Source organism: Klebsiella oxytoca (assembly GCF_009707385.1).
Classification (GTDB): domain Bacteria; phylum Pseudomonadota; class Gammaproteobacteria; order Enterobacterales; family Enterobacteriaceae; genus Klebsiella; species Klebsiella oxytoca_C.
In genome coordinates, this window is record NZ_CP046115.1 from 4,275,148 (window position 1) to 4,292,443 (window position 17,296).

Sequence of the window (17,296 nt, forward strand, 5' to 3'; positions counted from 1 at the left end):
TCCTTAAGCCAGATTAATAACAGAAGAACCAAAGCCCTCTGCGTCTGTTGTGTGTTGAAACCAGGCGAGCTGTTGATGTAATCGCACCACATCGCCCACCACCAGCAGCGCGGGCATCGGGACATCTTTTGCCAGGTTTCCGAGCTGCTGTAATGTGCCGGTCTTCGTTTGCTGATCGGCGCGAGTGCCGCGAGAGATCACCGCTACCGGGGTATCGCCGTCGCGGCCGTTGGCGATCAGCTGGGCGCTGATTTCCACCGCTTTCAGGCTGCCCATATAAATCGCCAGGGTCTGGCCGCTTTGCGCCAGCCGCGCCCAGTCGAGCGGAGAATTTTCCGCGCCGAAGTGGCCGGTAATGAAGGTGGCGCTCTGGGCATAGTCCCGGTGGGTCAGCGGGATCCCGGCATAAGCCGTTGCGCCCGCCGCTGCCGTGACGCCCGGAACAACCTGAAACGGAATAGCGGCTTCAGCCGCCGCCTGCAGCTCTTCGCCGCCGCGGCCGAAGATAAACGGGTCGCCGCCCTTCAGACGAATCACCGTTTTGCCCTCTTTTGCCGCTTCCACCAGCATGCGGTTAATTTCCTGCTGCGGAACGGATACGCCGGAGGCGCTTTTACCAACGCAAATAGTCTCCGCGTCGCGGCGTACCAGTTCACGCACTTCTGGCGTCACCAGGTTGTCGTAAAACACCACGTCTGCCTGCTGAATGGCCTGCAGACCGCGCAGGGTCAACAGTCCGGCATCGCCTGGACCTGCCCCAACGAGAATAATTTCACCGGGACGTTTTTCCGGCTGTCTGAGTTCATCTTCCAGCGCTTTTTCCGCTTCGGCTTTGTTGCCCGCCAGCATCAGGCTGGCAAAGCGACCGGTAAACACGCGCTCCCAGAAGCGGCGGCGTTCAGCGGTTGTTTTAAGATGAGTTTTAATGTGGTGGCGCCAGTAGCTTGCTGTTTCAGCCAGCCGCCCCAGGTTGGTTGGCAGCAGCGCTTCAATTTTTTCCCGCAATATTCGCGACAGTACCGGCGCTTTTCCGCTGGAAGAGATAGCCACCAGCAGCGGCGAACGGTCAACAATTGACGGAAAGACAAACGAGCACAGCGCCTGATTATCAACAACGTTGACCAACCGATAGCGCGCATTCGCCGCAACATAGACGCGCTGGTTAAGCTCGTCATCTTCAGTGGCGGCAATCGCCAGGAATACGTCATCAAGCTGCCGCTCTTCAAATACGGTCGCCCGCCACTGAATTTCCTGACGCTCAACCTTTCCGGCAAGTTCTGGTATCAGCGCATCGGCGACAATCTGCACCTTCGCTTCAGCGCGCAGCAAAAACGCGATCTTGCGCGCGGCAATCTCGCCGCCGCCGATAACCAGTACGGGTCTTTCTTTCACTTCGGCAAATATCGGCAAGTATTCCACTGCGCAACAACTCTCTTACAATCAGCAATAGAGCGACTATAGGGTGCGGTCTGGAGCAAATGAAATTACGAAATGGAATGAGTTGTTACTCAAAAGAATAACGACCTGGGAAAGCAAATATCAAAAAGTGCTTAACACGCGGTTTTTCCACCATTTAAGAGCGATTGAAATTGTTTAACCACGGTCACAGTTTCATACTACGCGGGTGAAATTGTTTTAAGTACTCAAGGATCCGTTATGTTTTCCGCATTGTGCCGTCGCCTGCTTCCCCTGGCGCTGGGCGCAGGTTTTGTCTTCTCCGCCGCCCCGGCAATGAGTGCCCTGGGCGACACCGCCAATGCACAGGCTCGTCATATCGCCACCTTTTTTCCCGGAAGAATGACCGGTTCGCCTGCCGAAATGCTCTCCGCCGACTATCTGCGCCAGCAGTTCACGCAAATGGGGTATAAGAGCGATATCCGCAGTTTTAATACTCGTTATATTTACACCGACAATGAAAAGCGCAAAAACTGGCAGAACGTCACCGGCAGTACGGTTATCGCCGCGCATGAGGGGAAAGAGCGCCAGCAGATTATCATCATGGCCCATCTCGATACCTATGCGCCGCAAACCAACGCCGACGTTGAAAATAATCTCGGCGGACTGACGCTGCAGGGTATCGATGATAACGCCGTCGGACTGGGAGTTATGCTGGAACTTGCCGAGCAGTTGAAGAACGTCCCTACCCGCTACGGTATTCGCTTCGTCGCTACCAGCGGTGAAGAAGAAGGTCGGCTTGGCGCGCAGAATATGCTCAAACGTATGAGCGATGCGGAAAAGAAAAATACTCTGCTGGTAATCAATCTCGATAACCTGGTGGTGGGCGATAAACTCTACTTCAATAGCGGCCGCAGCACGCCTGCGTCGGTACGTAAGCTCACCCGCGACCGGGCGCTGGCTATCGCCCGCAGCAAAGGCATTATCGCCTCCAGCAATCCAGGCCTGAACCCTGAGTACCCGAAAGGTACCGGCTGCTGTAATGATGCCAGCGTATTTGACGAAGCCGGAATCCCGGTATTATCGGTCGAAGCCACAAACTGGTCCCTGGGACGCAAAGATGGCTACCAGCAGCGCGCTAAATCTCGTTCCTTCCCGGATGGCACCAGCTGGCATAATATTCAGTTGGATAATCAACAGCATATTGATAAAGCCCTGCCGGGCCGTATTGCCCAGCGCAGCCGCGATGTGCTGAAGATTATGCTGCCGCTGGTCAAAGAGCTGGCGAAGGTGGAGAAAAAACCCGCCGCAAAAAAATAGAATAATAATTAACCCGGCAACAAGGAGTGTCGCCATAATGCACTTGCGTTTTTTGCTACCGTTGTTTCTGTTGCTGGCGACCTGCGCAGGCTCCATCGCCGACAACCAGGTATATATCTGGCAACGCGTCTGGAAAGACGATCATAAAACGGCGCTACGCCAGAGCCACGAGCTGTTTTCAACTTTGCGCGTGCTGGGGCTACAGATTCATCCGCAGGAAGGATCGCGTATTGCCCGGGTCGATACACCCTTGTTACAGCAGGATGGTCGCCCGGTGTGGCTGGTAGTCCGCCTGGACGGCAGCCTGACGCAGCTCGATGCGGCAGCCATTCTGCCACAGATTCAAAGCATTATTACTCACTGGCGCGGTGCTGGCGTTAAACTCACGGCAATCGAAATTGATTACGATGCGCCCACCTCGCGGCTGACAGATTATCAGCAACTGCTGGCGTTATTGCGCCAGGCACTGCCGCCAGATCTAACGCTCAGCATCACCGCGCTTCCTGCCTGGCTCTCATCAGCTCATCTTCCTGACCTGTTGGCAGCGGTGGATAGCTCCGTGCTACAGCTCCATAGTGTCCTCTCGCCGCAGCAGGGGCTGTTTGACCCGGCTCAGGCCCGGCGCTGGAGCAGACAATATGCCCTTATCTCTCCGCATCCTTTTTATCTGGCGCTGCCGGCGTATGGTTCCGCACTGATTTCCGCCCCCGGTCAGCCAGAACGGGTGGAAAGCGAATCGCTGCTGGGTATTTTCGGTGAGAGGCGAGAGCTTAGCGTCTCGCCGCAGCAAATCGACGCTTTTACCCGTGAGCTCGAAGCGAATCCGCCGAAAAATTTTGCCGGTCTTGTCTGGTTCCGTCTGCCGCTGGCTAACGATAGTCGTTCCTGGTCACTCACCACGCTGGAAGCGGTTATTCGCCATCGGCCGTTGAACACAAGCTGGCAATGGCTGGCGCTTCCCGACAAAGCCAACGTCAGCCCTGAGTCCACGCTCTACGAACTGGCGATTAAAAATTCGGGCAATATTGACGCCCCGCTACCGATAAAAATTACGTTACAGATGGAAAATTGCCTCGCCGCCGATGGCGCAGGCGGCTACCGCTTTGCTGAAGAGAGGTTTTATCTGACCGCCCCGGCGCTGCTACGCGCCGGAAGAACGCGCACCATCGGCTGGGCAAGATGCACGTCGCCACCGCAAGGAGAGTTTTATGTTAGCCCGTAAATTACCTCTGACCACCTTCCTGACGGCGATGCTGGCCGCCGCCAACGGCCACGCCTGCGGGCCGTTTTTCCCCAACTATTTGCTGGAAAACCGTCACGCCAATCTGCTTTATTTACCCGAGGGAAGCTTTGCTTTAGAGAGCAGCCGCCTGGTGCCTATCGATCCGCGTCTTCCGCAATGGCGCGATACTTCCACCGATAAGCCTACCGCCCCCTCTGCCCAAGAGATTTTGATTACGAAGATCCGCGCCAGCGGTTCGTTAGAAGCTGCAGAAAAGATGGCTGCCGACCTGCCTGCCGCGAGCCGCCTGTACGTCCTCGGCGCCGTGGCATTTACCAAACGCGATAGCCGGGCGCGTGATTATTTTCGTCAGGTTCTTGCGCTGCCCGCAGCACAACAGGGCCTATGGGGGCTAAAAGCCCGCTACTCACTGGCCCGCGACTTAATGCATGATTATCCGGAACCACGCTCTGAGAGCGGATATCCGCTTTCCGATAGCGCTCACTCTCACGGTAACCAGCAGGGGCTACGCGAAGCTTTCGAGCTTTATCAGCAAATTATCGACGCTGTGCGCAATGGACAAGAAGACCCGGAACAGCTCTCGCTGGCAAGCCTCGGTCAGCAGGGCCGCATCAAACACTGGCAGAGTGAGCCGCTTGCCGCGGCCCACCTCTACGCCCGGCAGGCGGCTCAGGGGTCGCCCACCGGCAGCCTCTCTTTACGCTACACCGCAGATATTCTGAGCGATCCTGAAAACGAGAACTTCCTGCAACCGGGCCTTGACGATCCGCTTATTCAGCAACTGCTTATTGCGAGTTTTTTCACGCGCTCGTCTGGTCCCTTATACGAGCCAGAACCGAGGCCCGATGATGAACAAGAGATCAAAAATTACCATGATGCGCTGATTGCGAAGCTGGCGCAGAGAATAAACCACGACCTGCCCGGTAGCGATCGTCTGATCGCCCTCGCCTATCGTAATGGTCAGTACCCGCTGGTGACGCTACTGCTAAAAAATGCCACCGAAAATGGGCTGACCTCGTGGGTACAGGCCAAAATGGCGCTGCGGGCTGGTGATGTTAAAGCGGCAACGGCATGGTATGCAAAAGCCGCCGCATCTTTTCCGGCAGACGAAGCGTGGGGGTCCCAACCTGATAATAATGAAATTATCGGTGATGAGTTTGTTATCCCGACCTGCCGTATTAACGCCGAACAGGCAATCCTGGCGCTGAATCGCAACGATTATCTCGAAGCGATGCGTCTGATGTACAAAGCCAAAGAGCACTACTGGCCGGATTTAGCGCAAATTGCCGAACGGGTGCTTACGCTAAAAGAGCTCACCGCGTTCGTGGATAAATATGTCCCCGCCCCCTCTCCTGCTTTACTTGAGCAGCCGGAAAATACGGAACGCTATAGCGCTGACGTCAGGCTACGAACCCTGCTTGCCCGCCGTCTGATGCGGGCAGGACAGTACCAAAAAGCGCTGACCTATTTTGCCCTGCCGGAGAATCGTGATGCTGCACAGGCGTTTATCAATACCCTACCGAAAAATGGACCAAAGACCGCTCAGGCAAAGGCGTGGTGGCAAGCTGCGCTTCTCCTGCGTCATCAGGGAATGGAATTGACGGGCTATGAGATGGCGCCGGATTTTGCACTCTATGGCGGTGGATATTCATGGCCTTATTACGATTCGGGTTTAGAAGGTAAGCCGGCCGCCAAATCGTGGATTAGCGCCGGTGAGCGCCAACGTGTGCAGCTATCCCAGCCGAAACAGGATAATCATTTTATGCACTATCGCTGGCAGGCGGTGAAGCTTGCCGAGAAAGCCGCCGATCTATTGCCGAGAAAATCACAGGCCTATGCCGCCGTGCTGTGCAACGCGACGGACTGGATATGGGCTCAGGACCCAACATCGGTAAAACGTCTCTATCAGCGCTATGTAAAAAACGGCGCGCCATTTCCGTGGACAGAAAACTTTGGTCAAAATTGTCCGGAGCCGGACTTTGCTGTACTGAGAAGCAATGGAAAGGTTAGAGAATAAGGGGAAAGGGAACAAAAGTGTCCCCTTTCTGAAAGTAGAACGACTCAAGTGCTGGGGTACGAATTATCCCCGCTGGCGCGGGGAACACTGTAGAAGCAATTACTAAAATGCCAGAAATATCGGTTTATCCCCGCTAGCGCGGGGAACACACAGACCTGCGCGATCCGGAGTTTCTGTATAACGGTTTATCCCCGCTAGCGCGGGGAACACGCATCACAGAAGACTGTAGCAATCGCGTATTACGGTTTATCCCCGCTAGCGCGGGGAACACGCGCGCCAGCGTGCCGGTCATAGCTGCGGCTTCGGTTTATCCCCGCTAGCGCGGGGAACACCTCGTTCGGTGGCCTGTCCGTTAATCCCAGCTCGGTTTATCCCCGCTAGCGCGGGGAACACATAAAAGGTTTAAAGACTCAGACTGCAAAATACGGTTTATCCCCGCTAGCGCGGGGAACACTTACCACCCTTGCTGACTGGATGGGCTCAGATGAGACACAGTTTCCATTGCTCAACAACGCTATGCCCCTGAAAGAGTATTGGCCCCTCGCCTGTGAAAAAGCTCAGAAAGCCATCTTAAAAATTCCGCCGCCATCACAGCATAGCCACTACCAGAACCACCAGGCGCTGTTTCCTTTCATTCACACACTGACCCCACTTCAAAAGCGGGCAAGCACGCTGGATATCTCGGCTCCAGGCCCTCAGTTAGTTATTCTGGAGGACGTTACCGGAGCAGGCAAAACGGAAGCTGCGTTAATCTTGACTCACCGCCTGATGTCGGCCAATAAAGGCCACGGTCTCTACGTTGGGTTGCCAACAATGGCGACCGCAAACGCAATGTATAAACGCCTGGCTACGGCCTATCACGCGCTATTTACCGATGATTCCAGACCATCCCTCGTCCTGGCTCACGGCGGGCGAGAAATGTCGAGCACCTTCCGCCAATCCCTCTGGCAACCGGCAGGAGAAATTGCCGAAGACTACGCCCGTGATGATAGTAACGCTAGCGGCGAGTGCCATGCCTGGTTTGCCGATTCGCGCAAAAAAGCGCTACTGGCGGAAGTCGGCGTCGGTACGCTGGATCAGCTCTTAATGGCGGTGATGCCTTTTCGCCATCAGTCACTCCGCCTGCTGGGGATGCGCGATAAAATTCTGCTGCTGGATGAAGTTCATGCCTACGATGGCTATATGGTGAAATTGCTGGAAGGGTTATTACGCTTCCATGCCGCCCAAGGGGGAAGCGCCATTATCCTGAGCGCGACGCTTCCTACCGCGTTACGGGAAAAATTACTCAATGCCTTCAATGACGGTTCAGGATTTACGGCTACAGAAGCCAACCAGAATGCAGATTACCCGTGGTTAAGCCATCTTTCGTCCGCCGGCCTGCTGGAACAAGCATTGCCCACGCGTCCTGAAGTTCAACGAACCGTGGCTATTAGCTGGATACAACAGCGCCGGGAAGCACTGGACATTATTTATCGCGTTGTGGCAGCCGGGCAGTGTGTTTGTTGGATTCGCAATACGGTTGATGATGCACGAGAAATTTACCAGCAGCTGTTGCATGAAGGGATCGTGCCCGAACGGGATCTTTTGCTTTTTCATAGCCGCTTTGCTTTTGTCGATCGTATCACTATTGAAGATAAAACACTTAGCTGGTTCGGTAATGATGCCCCCTCTTCAGAACGACGAGGGAAAATACTGATAGCCACACAGGTCGTGGAGCAGAGTCTCGATCTGGACTTTGACTGGATGATCTCCGATCTGGCACCCATTGATTTATTAATCCAGCGCGCTGGTCGTCTGCAACGTCATATTCGCGATGCTCAGGGGCAACGCAAATCTACGCAGCCTGATGGTCGCCAGCCTCCGGTATTGTATATTTTGGCCCCGGATTGGCAGGAGCAGGCAGAAGCAGGATGGCTGGGACAAGAGCTAAAAGGAACCGGCTATGTTTACGCCGATCATGCCTGTCTGTGGCGCACCCAGGCTTTGCTGCGTCAGCAAGGTGAAATCCGGATGCCGGAGAATGCCAGAATATTGGTGGATGGCGTGTATGAGCAGAAAATTAATGCGCCCACTGGTCTGCAAACGCTCTCCGATATGGCCTTTGGCAAAGTGCTTAGCCAGCGCTCAGTTGCTGCACAAAATCTGCTGTGTCACGATCTCGGTTATGATCGAGAAGCCAGCGATTTTTTATGGGATAAGGATAGAGAATTTTCGACTCGTCTGGGCGAGGAGAGCGTGGATGTTTATCTGGCATGGCAGAATGAGGTGGGGGAATTGCATCCCGTCGTCGATAAAGGGGATTTCCGCTGGGAAATGAGCCGGTTATCAGTACGCTTGTCGTGGTGGCGCAAACAATCAGGTGAGTTTTTACTCCCCAATGAGGAAGCACTTGAGCAATTCCGTAAGAAACAACATCGCCCGGCGGCGCAGGTGGTACTTGTATCGCCGCAAGGTGAAGCCGATTATTACCATAAAAAGACAGGGCTGGGCCGCTAATAAGTGAGCCAGCATTTGAAAAATGCTGGCTCACTTAAGATGAGTTTAACCTTCGTGCAGTCCGCACTCTCTTTTTAAGCCAAAAAACCGTGTTTCTTCCTCCGCCATCCCCGGCTCCCATTTACGGGTGGTGTGGGTATCGCCCACCGATAAATATCCCTGGTCCCATAGCGGGTGGTATTTCAGGCCGTGCTTTTGCAGATACTGATAGACGGTGCGGTTATCCCAGTCGATGATCGGCAGCACCTTAAACACGCCGCGCTGAATCGCCAGTACCGGTAAGTGGGCACGGCTGCCGGACTGCTCGCGGCGCAGGCCCGCAAACCAGGTTTGCGCGTTCAGTTCTTGCAGCGCCCGATTCATCGGCTCGACTTTGTTGATGTCATTGTATTTCTCAATGCCCTCAACGCCCTGCTCCCAGAGCTTTCCGTAGCGCGCCTCTTGCCATGCCGCGCTTTCCTTCGCCCGATAGACCTGCAGGTTCAGATTGAGTTTGTCCGTTAACTCGTCAATAAACTGGTAGGTTTCCGGAAACAGATAGCCGGTATCGGTGAGAATAACCGGAATATCCGGGCGTACCTGGTTCACCAGATGCAGGCTCACCGCCGCCTGAATACCAAAGCTTGAAGAGAGCACGTATTCGCCCGGCAGGTTTTCCAGCGCCCACGCGACGCGCGCTTCCGCGCTCAGCTTTTCCAGCTGGCTATTGGTTTCCGCCAGCTGCAAAACGCGATCAACCTTCGGTAATTCGTTCAGCACGTTCAGATCGAGTACGGACATAAGTACCTCGTTTGTTTGTTCCCCTCCCCCAAAGGAGCGAGGGAGGAGGGAGGGCCAGGATGAGGGAGAAAAGTTTATTCCCAGAAATCCCGGGCTGGGTCGAGCACCGGGCGAATGATGCCCGCACGCACCGTAAAGTCGCCGAAGCCTTCACCCGCTTCGCGCTCTTTCGCCCAGCGCCCTACCAGTTCATCGATTGAGTCAAGAATTTCCGACTCGGTAATGTTTTCCCGATACATGCGCGGAATCCGCGTCCCGCTGCGGTTGCCGCCAAGGTGCAGGTTGTAGCGGCCCGGCGCTTTACCGACCAGCCCCACTTCCGCCAGCATCGCGCGGCCGCAGCCGTTCGGGCAGCCGGTCACGCGGGTGACGATGTGCTCGTCGCCCACGCCGTGTTTGCTCATCACCGCCTCGACTTTATCGATAAACGATGGCAGAAAACGTTCAGCTTCCGCCATCGCCAGCGGGCAGGTCGGGAAGGACACGCAGGCCATCGAGTTTTCACGCTGCGGCGTGACGGCGTTCATCAGACCATGATCGCGAGCCAGCTTCTCGATCTTCGCTTTCTGCTCTTCCGGAACGCTGGCAATAATCAGGTTCTGGTTCGCCGTGATGCGGAATTCGCCCTTGTGGATCTTCGCAATCTTCAGCAGACCCGTTTTCAGCGGACGCCCCGGATAATCAAGGATTCGACCATTTTCAATAAACAGCGTCAGGTGCCAGTTATTGTCGATCCCCTTCACCCAGCCGATACGATCGCCGCGTCCGGTGAACTCATATGGACGAATCGGCTCAAATTTGATCCCCGCCCGGCGCTCCACTTCCGCTTTAAAGGTTTCTACGCCAACGCGTTCCAGAGTGTATTTGGTTTTCGCGTTTTTACGGTCGGTACGGTTACCCCAGTCGCGCTGGGTCGTCACCACCGCTTCCGCTACCGCCAGGGTATGCTCCAGCGGCAGATAGCCAAACTCGCTCGCCGTACGGGCGTAGGTTTTCTTATTACCGTGCTCGATAGACAAACCGCCGCCGACCAACAGGTTAAAGCCTACCAGCTTGCCGTTTTCGGCAATCGCTACGAAGTTCATATCGTTGGCGTGCAGATCGATATCGTTCTGCGGCGGGATCACCACGGTGGTTTTGAACTTACGCGGCAGATAGGTCTGACCGAGGAGCGGTTCTTCATCCGTAGTGGCGACTTTCTTTTGATCCAGCCAGATCTCGGCGTAGGCACGAGTGCGCGGCAGAAGATGCTCAGAAATTTTCTTCGCCCATTCGTAGGCTTCAGCATGCAGCTGAGACTCGTATGGGTTAGAGGTACACAGCACGTTACGGTTCATATCGTTGGCGGTCGCCAGCGCGTCCAGCCCGACCGAATGCAGCATCTGGTGCACCGGCTTGACGTTCTTCTTCAGAATGCCGTGGAACTGGAAGGTCTGACGGTTGGTCAGACGGATGCTGCCGTAGATGGTGTTATCAGCGGCAAATTTATCAATCGCCTGCCACTGTTTAGTGGTGATCACCCCGCCCGGCAGGCGGCAGCGCAGCAGCATCGCGTGACGCGGCTCCAGCCTCTGCGCCGCGCGCTCGGCGCGAATATCGCGGTCATCCTGCTGATACATGCCATGAAAACGGATCAGCAGGAAGTTGTCACCTTTAAAACCGCCGGTCAGGCCGTCATTTAAATCTTCCGCGATGGTGCCGCGCAGGTAATTGCTTTCGAGCTTCATGCGCTCGGCATCTGTCAGTTTACCTTCGACCACCAGCGGGCCTGGATGTTTTTCGCTCATTAGTAGACATCTCGCTGATAACGGCGCTCAACGCGCAGCTCACTTAAAAATTCGTCCGCCGCTTCGGCGTCCATCGCGCCGTATTCGGCTATCACTTCCAGTAGCGTCTGTTCAACGTCTTTTGCCATACGATTAGCATCGCCGCAGACATAAATATGGGCGCCGTCGTTAATCCAGCGCCACAGTTCAGCCCCCTGCTCGCGCAGCTTGTCCTGAACATAGACTTTTTGTTGTTGATCGCGGGACCAGGCCAGGTCGATGCGGCTCAGCACGCCCTCTTTGACGTAGCTCTGCCACTCCACCTGATAGAGAAAATCTTCGGTAAAATGCGGGTTGCCGAAGAACAGCCAGTTCTTACCTTCCGCACCTTCCGCCGCGCGCTGCTGCATAAAAGCGCGGAACGGCGCGATGCCGGTACCCGGGCCAATCATGATCACCGGCGTCTGCGGGTTAGCGGGCAGACGGAAATTATCGTTATGCTCAATAAAGACGCGAACTTCGCCATCTTCTTCAACGCGGTCAGCCAAGAAGCTGGAGGCACCGCCGGCGCGGACGCGGCCTTCGATGTCATAACGCACCACGCCGACGGTGACGTGGACTTCGCTTTCCACTTCCGCCTGCGAAGAGGCGATGGAATAGAGACGCGGGGTCAGCGAGCGCAGCAGGTCGATCAGCGCCTGGGCATCCAGCTGCGCCGGCGAGAAACGCACCATATCAACGATCGGCGTGGTCGCGGCGTAATGCTGAAGCTGTGCCTTATCGCCCACCAGCGGCAGCAGAGATTCGCTGCGGGTTAAGGTGGCATAGTTCTCCACGATGTTGCCGGTGTTGACCGTCAGCTCGAAGTGCCACTCCAGCGCTTCGGCGAGCGGCAGGGTTTTACCGTCAACCGTGACCGGCTCATCACCTTTCAGCCACAGCAGTTCCACCAGCTCTTTCACCAGAGCCGGATCGTTCTGGTACCAGACGCCCAGCGCGTCGCCCGGCTGATAGCGCAGGCCTGAGTCGCCGAGGTCGATCTCAATATGGCGCACATCTTTTTCTGAATCGCGACCGGTGATTTTTTGATTCACCGCCAGCGTCGCGGTCAGCGGCGCTTCTTTGGTATAGGGGCTGGTGTGGATCTCGTTCACCGCCCCGCTGGTCACCAGCTGGGACGGCGCGGCAGCAGGCGCGCGCGCTTTTAGCACCTCAACCACGCGGGCGCGCCATTCGGCGGCGGCGGTCTGATAATCCACGTCAGCGTCCACCCGGTCAAGCAGGCGTTCGCCGCCCAGTTCGGCCAGCTTGTTATCAAAATCCTTGCCGGACTGGCAGAAGAATTCATAGGAAGTATCGCCGAGGCCAAATACGGCAAACGCGGTATCGGTCAGCTTTGGCGCTTTCTTCGAGAACAGGAACTTATGCAGCGCGACGGCTTCTTCCGGCGGCTCACCTTCCCCCTGCGTTGAGGTCACCACGACCAGCAGCTTTTCGGAGGCAATTTGTTTGAATTTATAGTCGCCTGCATTGACCAGCTTCACGTTCAGCTGCGCAGCCTGCAGATCGTCACGCAGCGCTTCTGCGATACGGCGGGCGTTGCCGGTTTGCGATGCTGAAATCAGGGTGATGGATGGTACTTCTGCCGCCTGGGCTGGTGCCGCAATCGCCGAACCGGGCTGCTGGTTCAGCACGCCCCAGAAGTAACCGGAAACCCAGGCCAGCTGGGTAGGCGTGAAGTCGGTCGTGGCCGCCTGAAGGCGCGCCATTTGCTCCGGATTCAGCGGTAGCAAATTGGAAGGTGGGGCCTGTGTCGTCATGCGTCGTTATGTTCCAGTAAGCAAAGCTGTTAGTCGCAACCTGTCAGCGCGATAAAACAAAAGAGAATGTGTTCACTCTAAATAATTCGAGTTGCAGGCAGGCGGCGACGCAGCGAATCCCCGGGAGCTTACATAAGTAAGTGGCTGGGGTGAACAGCGCCCGTCAGGGCGAGGCCCAAGGATGGGCCGAGTTATTGCCAACGCACATGCGGCTCGAAGTATGACGAGTGATAAGGTTAACGGTGCAGATAGTAACAATTAAAGAAGGGATGGAAATAACAAATAACCAAATGGACTAACCTGTTTTAGTTATAGTTGTTAACAACAAAATCGATTAAATAACCCAATGATATATAATAATTTTTCTTCAATAAGCTGGATGAATATGTCCATTTTCTGTTCAGGGGCGTTTTAGTTAATGCGAAAAAAGGTGCTTTCCGGTACCCTACGGCGGTTTTTTGCCATATTGAGAATAAAAGATGTCCACCACGCTGTTTAAAGATTTCACCTTCGAAGCCGCTCATCACCTGCCGCATGTACCGGAAGGCCACAAGTGCGGCCGCCTGCATGGCCATTCATTTATGGTGCGCCTGGAGATTACCGGTGAAGTCGACCCCCATACCGGGTGGATCATGGATTTCGCCGAGCTGAAGGCCGCGTTTAAGCCGACTTACGACAGGCTTGATCACTACTACCTGAACGATATTCCGGGGCTAGAAAACCCGACCAGCGAAGTACTGGCAAAATGGATCTGGGAGCAGATGAAGCCTCTGGTGCCGCTGCTGAGCGCGGTGATGATCAAGGAAACCTGTACGGCGGGCTGCGTCTATCGCGGCGAGTGATAGTACCTTCAGTTGAATAAAACCCTGATAGCCATCTGCTGCCAGGGTTTTTACCTCACGCAATATTCAGATACTTATGCGTCTGCATAGAGAGTCGCCAGTTGCGGGCGATACAGGTTTCAATGCACAGGCGCGTTGCATCATCTTTCTGGCTAATCGGCTGAAGCGCGATAATACGCGGCTTTTCATCGGTCAGCGTTTCCAGCAGTTCATCCAGCGCTTCAATATCGCGTACGCGACCCACCGGATGTTTGATTTCATCAGCCCGCTGTAGCGCCTGAGAAAGCACATCATAGCCGCCGCGCATATTCACCTTCGGCGACACGGTCACCCAGGTATGAGGCGTACAGCGAACTTCGTGGGTGCCGCTGGTTTCTATCTGACAGCTAAATCCGTTTTGCTCCAGAAGCGAGGTTAAAGGCGTAAGATCATGAATACAGGGCTCGCCGCCGGTGATGACTACATGGCGGGCCGTCCACCCCTGACGTCCGATGATAGCCAATAAATCTTCACTGCTTGCCGGCCCCCATTTATCGCTCTCTTTGGTTTTTGCCAGAATGCTGAACAGCGACACTTCCCGATCGGCAAGCTTATCCCAGGTATGTTTGGTATCGCACCAGGCGCAACCAACCGGGCATCCCTGTAAACGAATAAAAATGGCGGGAACGCCGGTGAAATAACCTTCGCCTTGCAAGGTCTGGAACATCTCGTTAATCGGGTACTGCATAATCATCTCTGCTCAGGGTTGTGGGCGCGCATTATCGCAGATTTGCCCGTGCAGATCTTGTCCTCTGCTGCTCCAGCGAGTCATTTAATTATCCTGATAATTATCAGGATAATTTTTAGCGCCACTAATTTAAAATTTGGTGTAACAAAAAATGAATAAATCCGTAAATCCAAAATAAATTAAAATAATAAAATTCAATGATGTACAAATGGATACACGAAATAATGAATTTATTATCTTTGCAAAGGGTCAAATTCGATCCACCACGTAGAGAAACATTAAAATATCATTAAGAAACAGAATATTATGAAACAATACCATTTAATATCCGTTTAATTATTCACATCTAGAATCCAGTCAATTCACCACAATGAGACTGCATTCATGAATACATTATTAATTACTGGCGCAACAGGATTCCTGGGTGGAGCAGTGTTAGAAAGCATTCTTAATCAAATGAATGCGACCAATCTATTGCTGTTAGTTCGTGCGGATAATAGTGTAGCTGCCGTAGAACGGGTAAAGGAAAACCTGCGAAAATTCAATATTAGCGAAGAGAGATTAACGGCCCTGACGCCCGGCAACATTCTGCTGGGGGATCTGACCAATCCGCAGCCCTTTCTCGACGACCCGCGCCTGAATCAGGTAACCCACGTGCTCAACTGCGCCGCCGTTGCCTCATTTGGTAATAATCCGCTTATCTGGAAGGTCAACGTCGAAGGTACGCTGCAGTTTGCCCGACGTATGGCTCAGGTCAGCGGCCTTCAGCGCTTTCTACACGTCGGTACCGCGATGTCCTGTTCGCCAGAGCCCGATTCTCTGGTGGCGGAAAGCGCAATGTTCCGCGAGCGCGCAGAACATCTGGTCGAGTACACGCACTCTAAATCAACGATAGAGCGTCTGATGCAGCAGGAGTGCCCCACGTTACCGCTGGTAATCGCCCGCCCTTCGATTGTTGTTGGCCACACTCATCACGGCTGTCAGCCATCCAGCAGTATCTTCTGGGTGTTCAGCATGGGGCTGATGCTACAAAAATTTATGTGTTCGATGGAGGACCGCATCGACGTTATCCCCGTCGATTATTGCGCCGATGCGCTGCTTATGCTGCTAATCAGCCCGCTTGCGCGCGGAGAAGTCGTACACATTTCAGCTGGCGAAGAGAATAGCGTGAGATTTGCGGATATTGATAGAGCAATGGCATCGGCGCTGGAACAGGCGCCGGTCGGTGATAAATATGCTCAGGTCAGATATGAAACGCTGGTCAAAATGCGCCGTGAGCTGAAGGATATCTTTGGTCCCTGTAACGAACGGCTGATGCTAAAAGCCATGCGCCTGTACGGCGCCTTCGCCACGCTCAACGTGCGATTCAGTAACGATAAGCTGCTCAGTATGGGGATGCCAAAACCGCCGCGCTTTACCGATTATATTGACCGCTGCGTCCAGACCACGCGCGGACTGTCTATTCCGCAGCAAATGGCGGTAGATTTTAAATAGCCACTTTGTACAGATAAAAAAATGCCAGCCCAAGGGCTGGCATTCACATATCAGATAAAGACAGGCTTATGCCTGGCCTTTGATCTCTTTACGACCGTTGTACGGCGCTTTTTCACCCAGAGCTTCTTCGATACGAATCAGCTGGTTGTATTTAGCAACGCGGTCAGAACGGCTCATAGAACCAGTTTTGATCTGGCCTGCAGCGGTACCAACAGCCAGGTCAGCGATGGTAGCGTCTTCAGTTTCGCCAGAACGGTGAGAGATAACGGCAGTGTAGCCAGCGTCTTTCGCCATTTTGATCGCAGCCAGAGTTTCGGTCAGGGAACCGATCTGGTTGAATTTGATCAGGATGGAGTTAACGATGCCTTTCTCGATACCTTCTTTCAGGATCTTGGTGTTGGTTACGAACAGATCGTCACCAACCAGCTGGATTTTGTCGCCCAGTACTTTAGTCTGGTATGCGAAACCGTCCCAGTCAGACTCGTCCAGGCCGTCTTCGATAGAAACGATCGGGTACTGTTTGGTCAGATCTTCCAGGAAGTGAGTGAATTCTTCAGAGGTGAACGCTTTGTTGCCTTCGCCAGCCAGAACGTATTTACCGTCTTTGTAGAATTCAGAAGCCGCGCAGTCCATCGCCAGAGTGATGTCTTTGCCCAGCTCGTAACCAGCTGCTTTAACCGCTTCAGCGATAACAGCCAGAGCTTCAGCGTTGGAACCCAGGTTCGGCGCGTAGCCGCCTTCGTCACCAACAGCAGTGTTCATACCTTTAGCTTTCAGAACTTTAGCCAGGTTGTGGAACACTTCAGAACCCATACGTACGGCTTCTTTCAGGGATTTAGCGCCAACCGGCTGAATCATAAATTCCTGGATGTCGACGTTGTTGTCAGCGTGCTCACCGCCGTTGATGATGTTCATCATCGGAACCGGCATGGAGTATTTGCCCGGAGTGCCGTTCAGCTCAGCGATATGCTCATACAGCGGCTGGCCTTTAGAAGCAGCGGCAGCTTTGGCGTTCGCCAGAGATACGGCCAGGATGGCGTTCGCACCGAAGTTAGATTTGTTTTCAGTACCGTCCAGGTCGATCATGATTTTGTCGATGCCAGCCTGATCTTTGGCGTCTTTGCCAAGGATTGCCTGAGCGATCGGGCCGTTAACTGCAGCAACGGCTTTCAGTACGCCTTTACCCAGGAAGCGAGATTTGTCGCCATCGCGCAGTTCCAGCGCTTCGCGGGAACCAGTAGAAGCACCTGACGGAGCAGCTGCCATACCGACGAAACCACCTTCCAGGTGTACTTCGGCTTCAACAGTCGGGTTACCACGGGAGTCGATGATTTCACGACCGATGACTTTAACGATTTTGGACATTAGGTTTTCCTCAGTACAAGTTAAACTAAAA

General features: G+C 54.3%; 12 protein-coding genes and 1 CRISPR repeat array. Of the genes, 6 read left to right on the top strand and 6 right to left on the bottom strand.

What is annotated here, in order from left to right:
* Nucleotides 1-3 precede the first annotated feature (3 nt).
* A complete protein-coding gene (cysG, locus tag GJ746_RS19945; RefSeq protein ID WP_195908758.1) occupies nucleotides 4-1,410 on the bottom strand; it encodes a siroheme synthase CysG in 1,407 nt (468 codons plus the stop codon).
* A gap of 246 nt (nucleotides 1,411-1,656) precedes the next feature.
* On the opposite strand from cysG, the gene GJ746_RS19950 reads away from it, so the two are divergent.
* From GJ746_RS19950 to cas3, 4 genes are all read left to right on the top strand, one after another.
* On the top strand, nucleotides 1,657-2,715 hold the full coding sequence (locus tag GJ746_RS19950) for an aminopeptidase (protein WP_154681745.1): 1,059 nt from the start codon (nucleotides 1,657-1,659) through the stop codon (nucleotides 2,713-2,715).
* Nucleotides 2,716-2,752: 37 nt separating this feature from the next.
* Nucleotides 2,753-3,937 carry a DUF3142 domain-containing protein gene (locus tag GJ746_RS19955; protein ID WP_227852706.1) on the top strand — a complete coding sequence of 395 codons (1,185 nt, stop codon included), beginning with the start codon at nucleotides 2,753-2,755 and terminating at the stop codon, nucleotides 3,935-3,937.
* Nucleotides 3,924-5,975 (top strand): hypothetical protein, encoded by a 2,052-nt coding sequence (locus GJ746_RS19960; protein ID WP_154681747.1) that lies wholly within the window; start codon nucleotides 3,924-3,926, stop codon nucleotides 5,973-5,975. Before GJ746_RS19955 ends, GJ746_RS19960 begins: the two co-directional genes overlap by 14 nt.
* Nucleotides 5,976-6,034: 59 nt before the next feature.
* A CRISPR array of direct repeats spans nucleotides 6,035-6,429; the repeat unit is 29 nt; unit sequence CGGTTTATCCCCGCTAGCGCGGGGAACAC.
* A gap of 47 nt (nucleotides 6,430-6,476) precedes the next feature.
* On the top strand, nucleotides 6,477-8,471 hold the full coding sequence (gene cas3, locus GJ746_RS19965) for a CRISPR-associated helicase Cas3' (protein WP_227852708.1): 1,995 nt from the start codon (nucleotides 6,477-6,479) through the stop codon (nucleotides 8,469-8,471).
* 45 nt (nucleotides 8,472-8,516) lie between these two features.
* Here the strand turns inward: cas3 and cysH are convergent, their stop codons facing one another.
* The 3 genes from cysH to cysJ all read right to left on the bottom strand — a co-directional run bounded on the left by cysH (nucleotide 8,517) and on the right by cysJ (nucleotide 12,837).
* Nucleotides 8,517-9,251: a phosphoadenosine phosphosulfate reductase gene (cysH, locus tag GJ746_RS19970; RefSeq protein WP_154681748.1), complete on the bottom strand. Its 735-nt coding sequence runs from the start codon at nucleotides 9,249-9,251 to the stop codon at nucleotides 8,517-8,519.
* Nucleotides 9,252-9,325: 74 nt separating this feature from the next.
* Nucleotides 9,326-11,038, bottom strand: a complete 1,713-nt coding sequence (gene cysI / locus GJ746_RS19975; RefSeq protein ID WP_154681749.1) for an assimilatory sulfite reductase (NADPH) hemoprotein subunit — start codon at nucleotides 11,036-11,038, stop codon at nucleotides 9,326-9,328.
* A complete protein-coding gene (cysJ, locus tag GJ746_RS19980) occupies nucleotides 11,038-12,837 on the bottom strand; it encodes an NADPH-dependent assimilatory sulfite reductase flavoprotein subunit (protein WP_154681750.1) in 1,800 nt (599 codons plus the stop codon). The genes cysI and cysJ overlap by 1 nt, the downstream gene beginning before the upstream one ends.
* 479 nt (nucleotides 12,838-13,316) lie before the next feature.
* Here cysJ and queD point away from each other — a divergent pair, with 479 nt between their 5' ends.
* A complete protein-coding gene (gene queD / locus GJ746_RS19985; RefSeq protein ID WP_154681751.1) occupies nucleotides 13,317-13,679 on the top strand; it encodes a 6-carboxytetrahydropterin synthase QueD in 363 nt (120 codons plus the stop codon).
* 55 nt (nucleotides 13,680-13,734) lie between these two features.
* On the opposite strand, the gene queE is transcribed toward queD, so the two are convergent.
* Nucleotides 13,735-14,406, bottom strand: coding sequence for a 7-carboxy-7-deazaguanine synthase QueE (gene queE / locus GJ746_RS19990; protein WP_154682784.1), 672 nt, complete (start codon nucleotides 14,404-14,406; stop codon nucleotides 13,735-13,737).
* Between the two features lie 384 nt (nucleotides 14,407-14,790).
* Between queE and GJ746_RS19995 the strand changes: the two genes are divergently transcribed.
* Nucleotides 14,791-15,900 (top strand): SDR family oxidoreductase, encoded by a 1,110-nt coding sequence (locus tag GJ746_RS19995; RefSeq protein ID WP_154681752.1) that lies wholly within the window; start codon nucleotides 14,791-14,793, stop codon nucleotides 15,898-15,900.
* 66 nt (nucleotides 15,901-15,966) lie between these two features.
* On the opposite strand, the gene eno is transcribed toward GJ746_RS19995, so the two are convergent.
* Nucleotides 15,967-17,265, bottom strand: coding sequence for a phosphopyruvate hydratase (eno, locus tag GJ746_RS20000; RefSeq protein WP_154681753.1), 1,299 nt, complete (start codon nucleotides 17,263-17,265; stop codon nucleotides 15,967-15,969).
* Nucleotides 17,266-17,296 lie beyond the last annotated feature (31 nt).

Bases quoted from the DNA above. Each gene is read 5' to 3' on its own strand.
- cysH (WP_154681748.1), bottom strand. From the start codon at position 9,251: ATGTCCGTACTCGATCTGAACGTGCTGAACGAATTACCGAAGGTTGAT.
- GJ746_RS19995 (WP_154681752.1), top strand. From the start codon at position 14,791: ATGAATACATTATTAATTACTGGCGCAACAGGATTCCTGGGTGGAGCA.
- queE (WP_154682784.1), bottom strand. From the start codon at position 14,406: ATGCAGTACCCGATTAACGAGATGTTCCAGACCTTGCAAGGCGAAGGT.
- GJ746_RS19955 (WP_227852706.1), top strand. From the start codon at position 2,753: ATGCACTTGCGTTTTTTGCTACCGTTGTTTCTGTTGCTGGCGACCTGC.
- GJ746_RS19950 (WP_154681745.1), top strand. From the start codon at position 1,657: ATGTTTTCCGCATTGTGCCGTCGCCTGCTTCCCCTGGCGCTGGGCGCA.
- cysI (WP_154681749.1), bottom strand. From the start codon at position 11,038: ATGAGCGAAAAACATCCAGGCCCGCTGGTGGTCGAAGGTAAACTGACA.
- cysJ (WP_154681750.1), bottom strand. From the start codon at position 12,837: ATGACGACACAGGCCCCACCTTCCAATTTGCTACCGCTGAATCCGGAG.
- eno (WP_154681753.1), bottom strand. From the start codon at position 17,265: ATGTCCAAAATCGTTAAAGTCATCGGTCGTGAAATCATCGACTCCCGT.
- queD (WP_154681751.1), top strand. From the start codon at position 13,317: ATGTCCACCACGCTGTTTAAAGATTTCACCTTCGAAGCCGCTCATCAC.
- GJ746_RS19960 (WP_154681747.1), top strand. From the start codon at position 3,924: ATGTTAGCCCGTAAATTACCTCTGACCACCTTCCTGACGGCGATGCTG.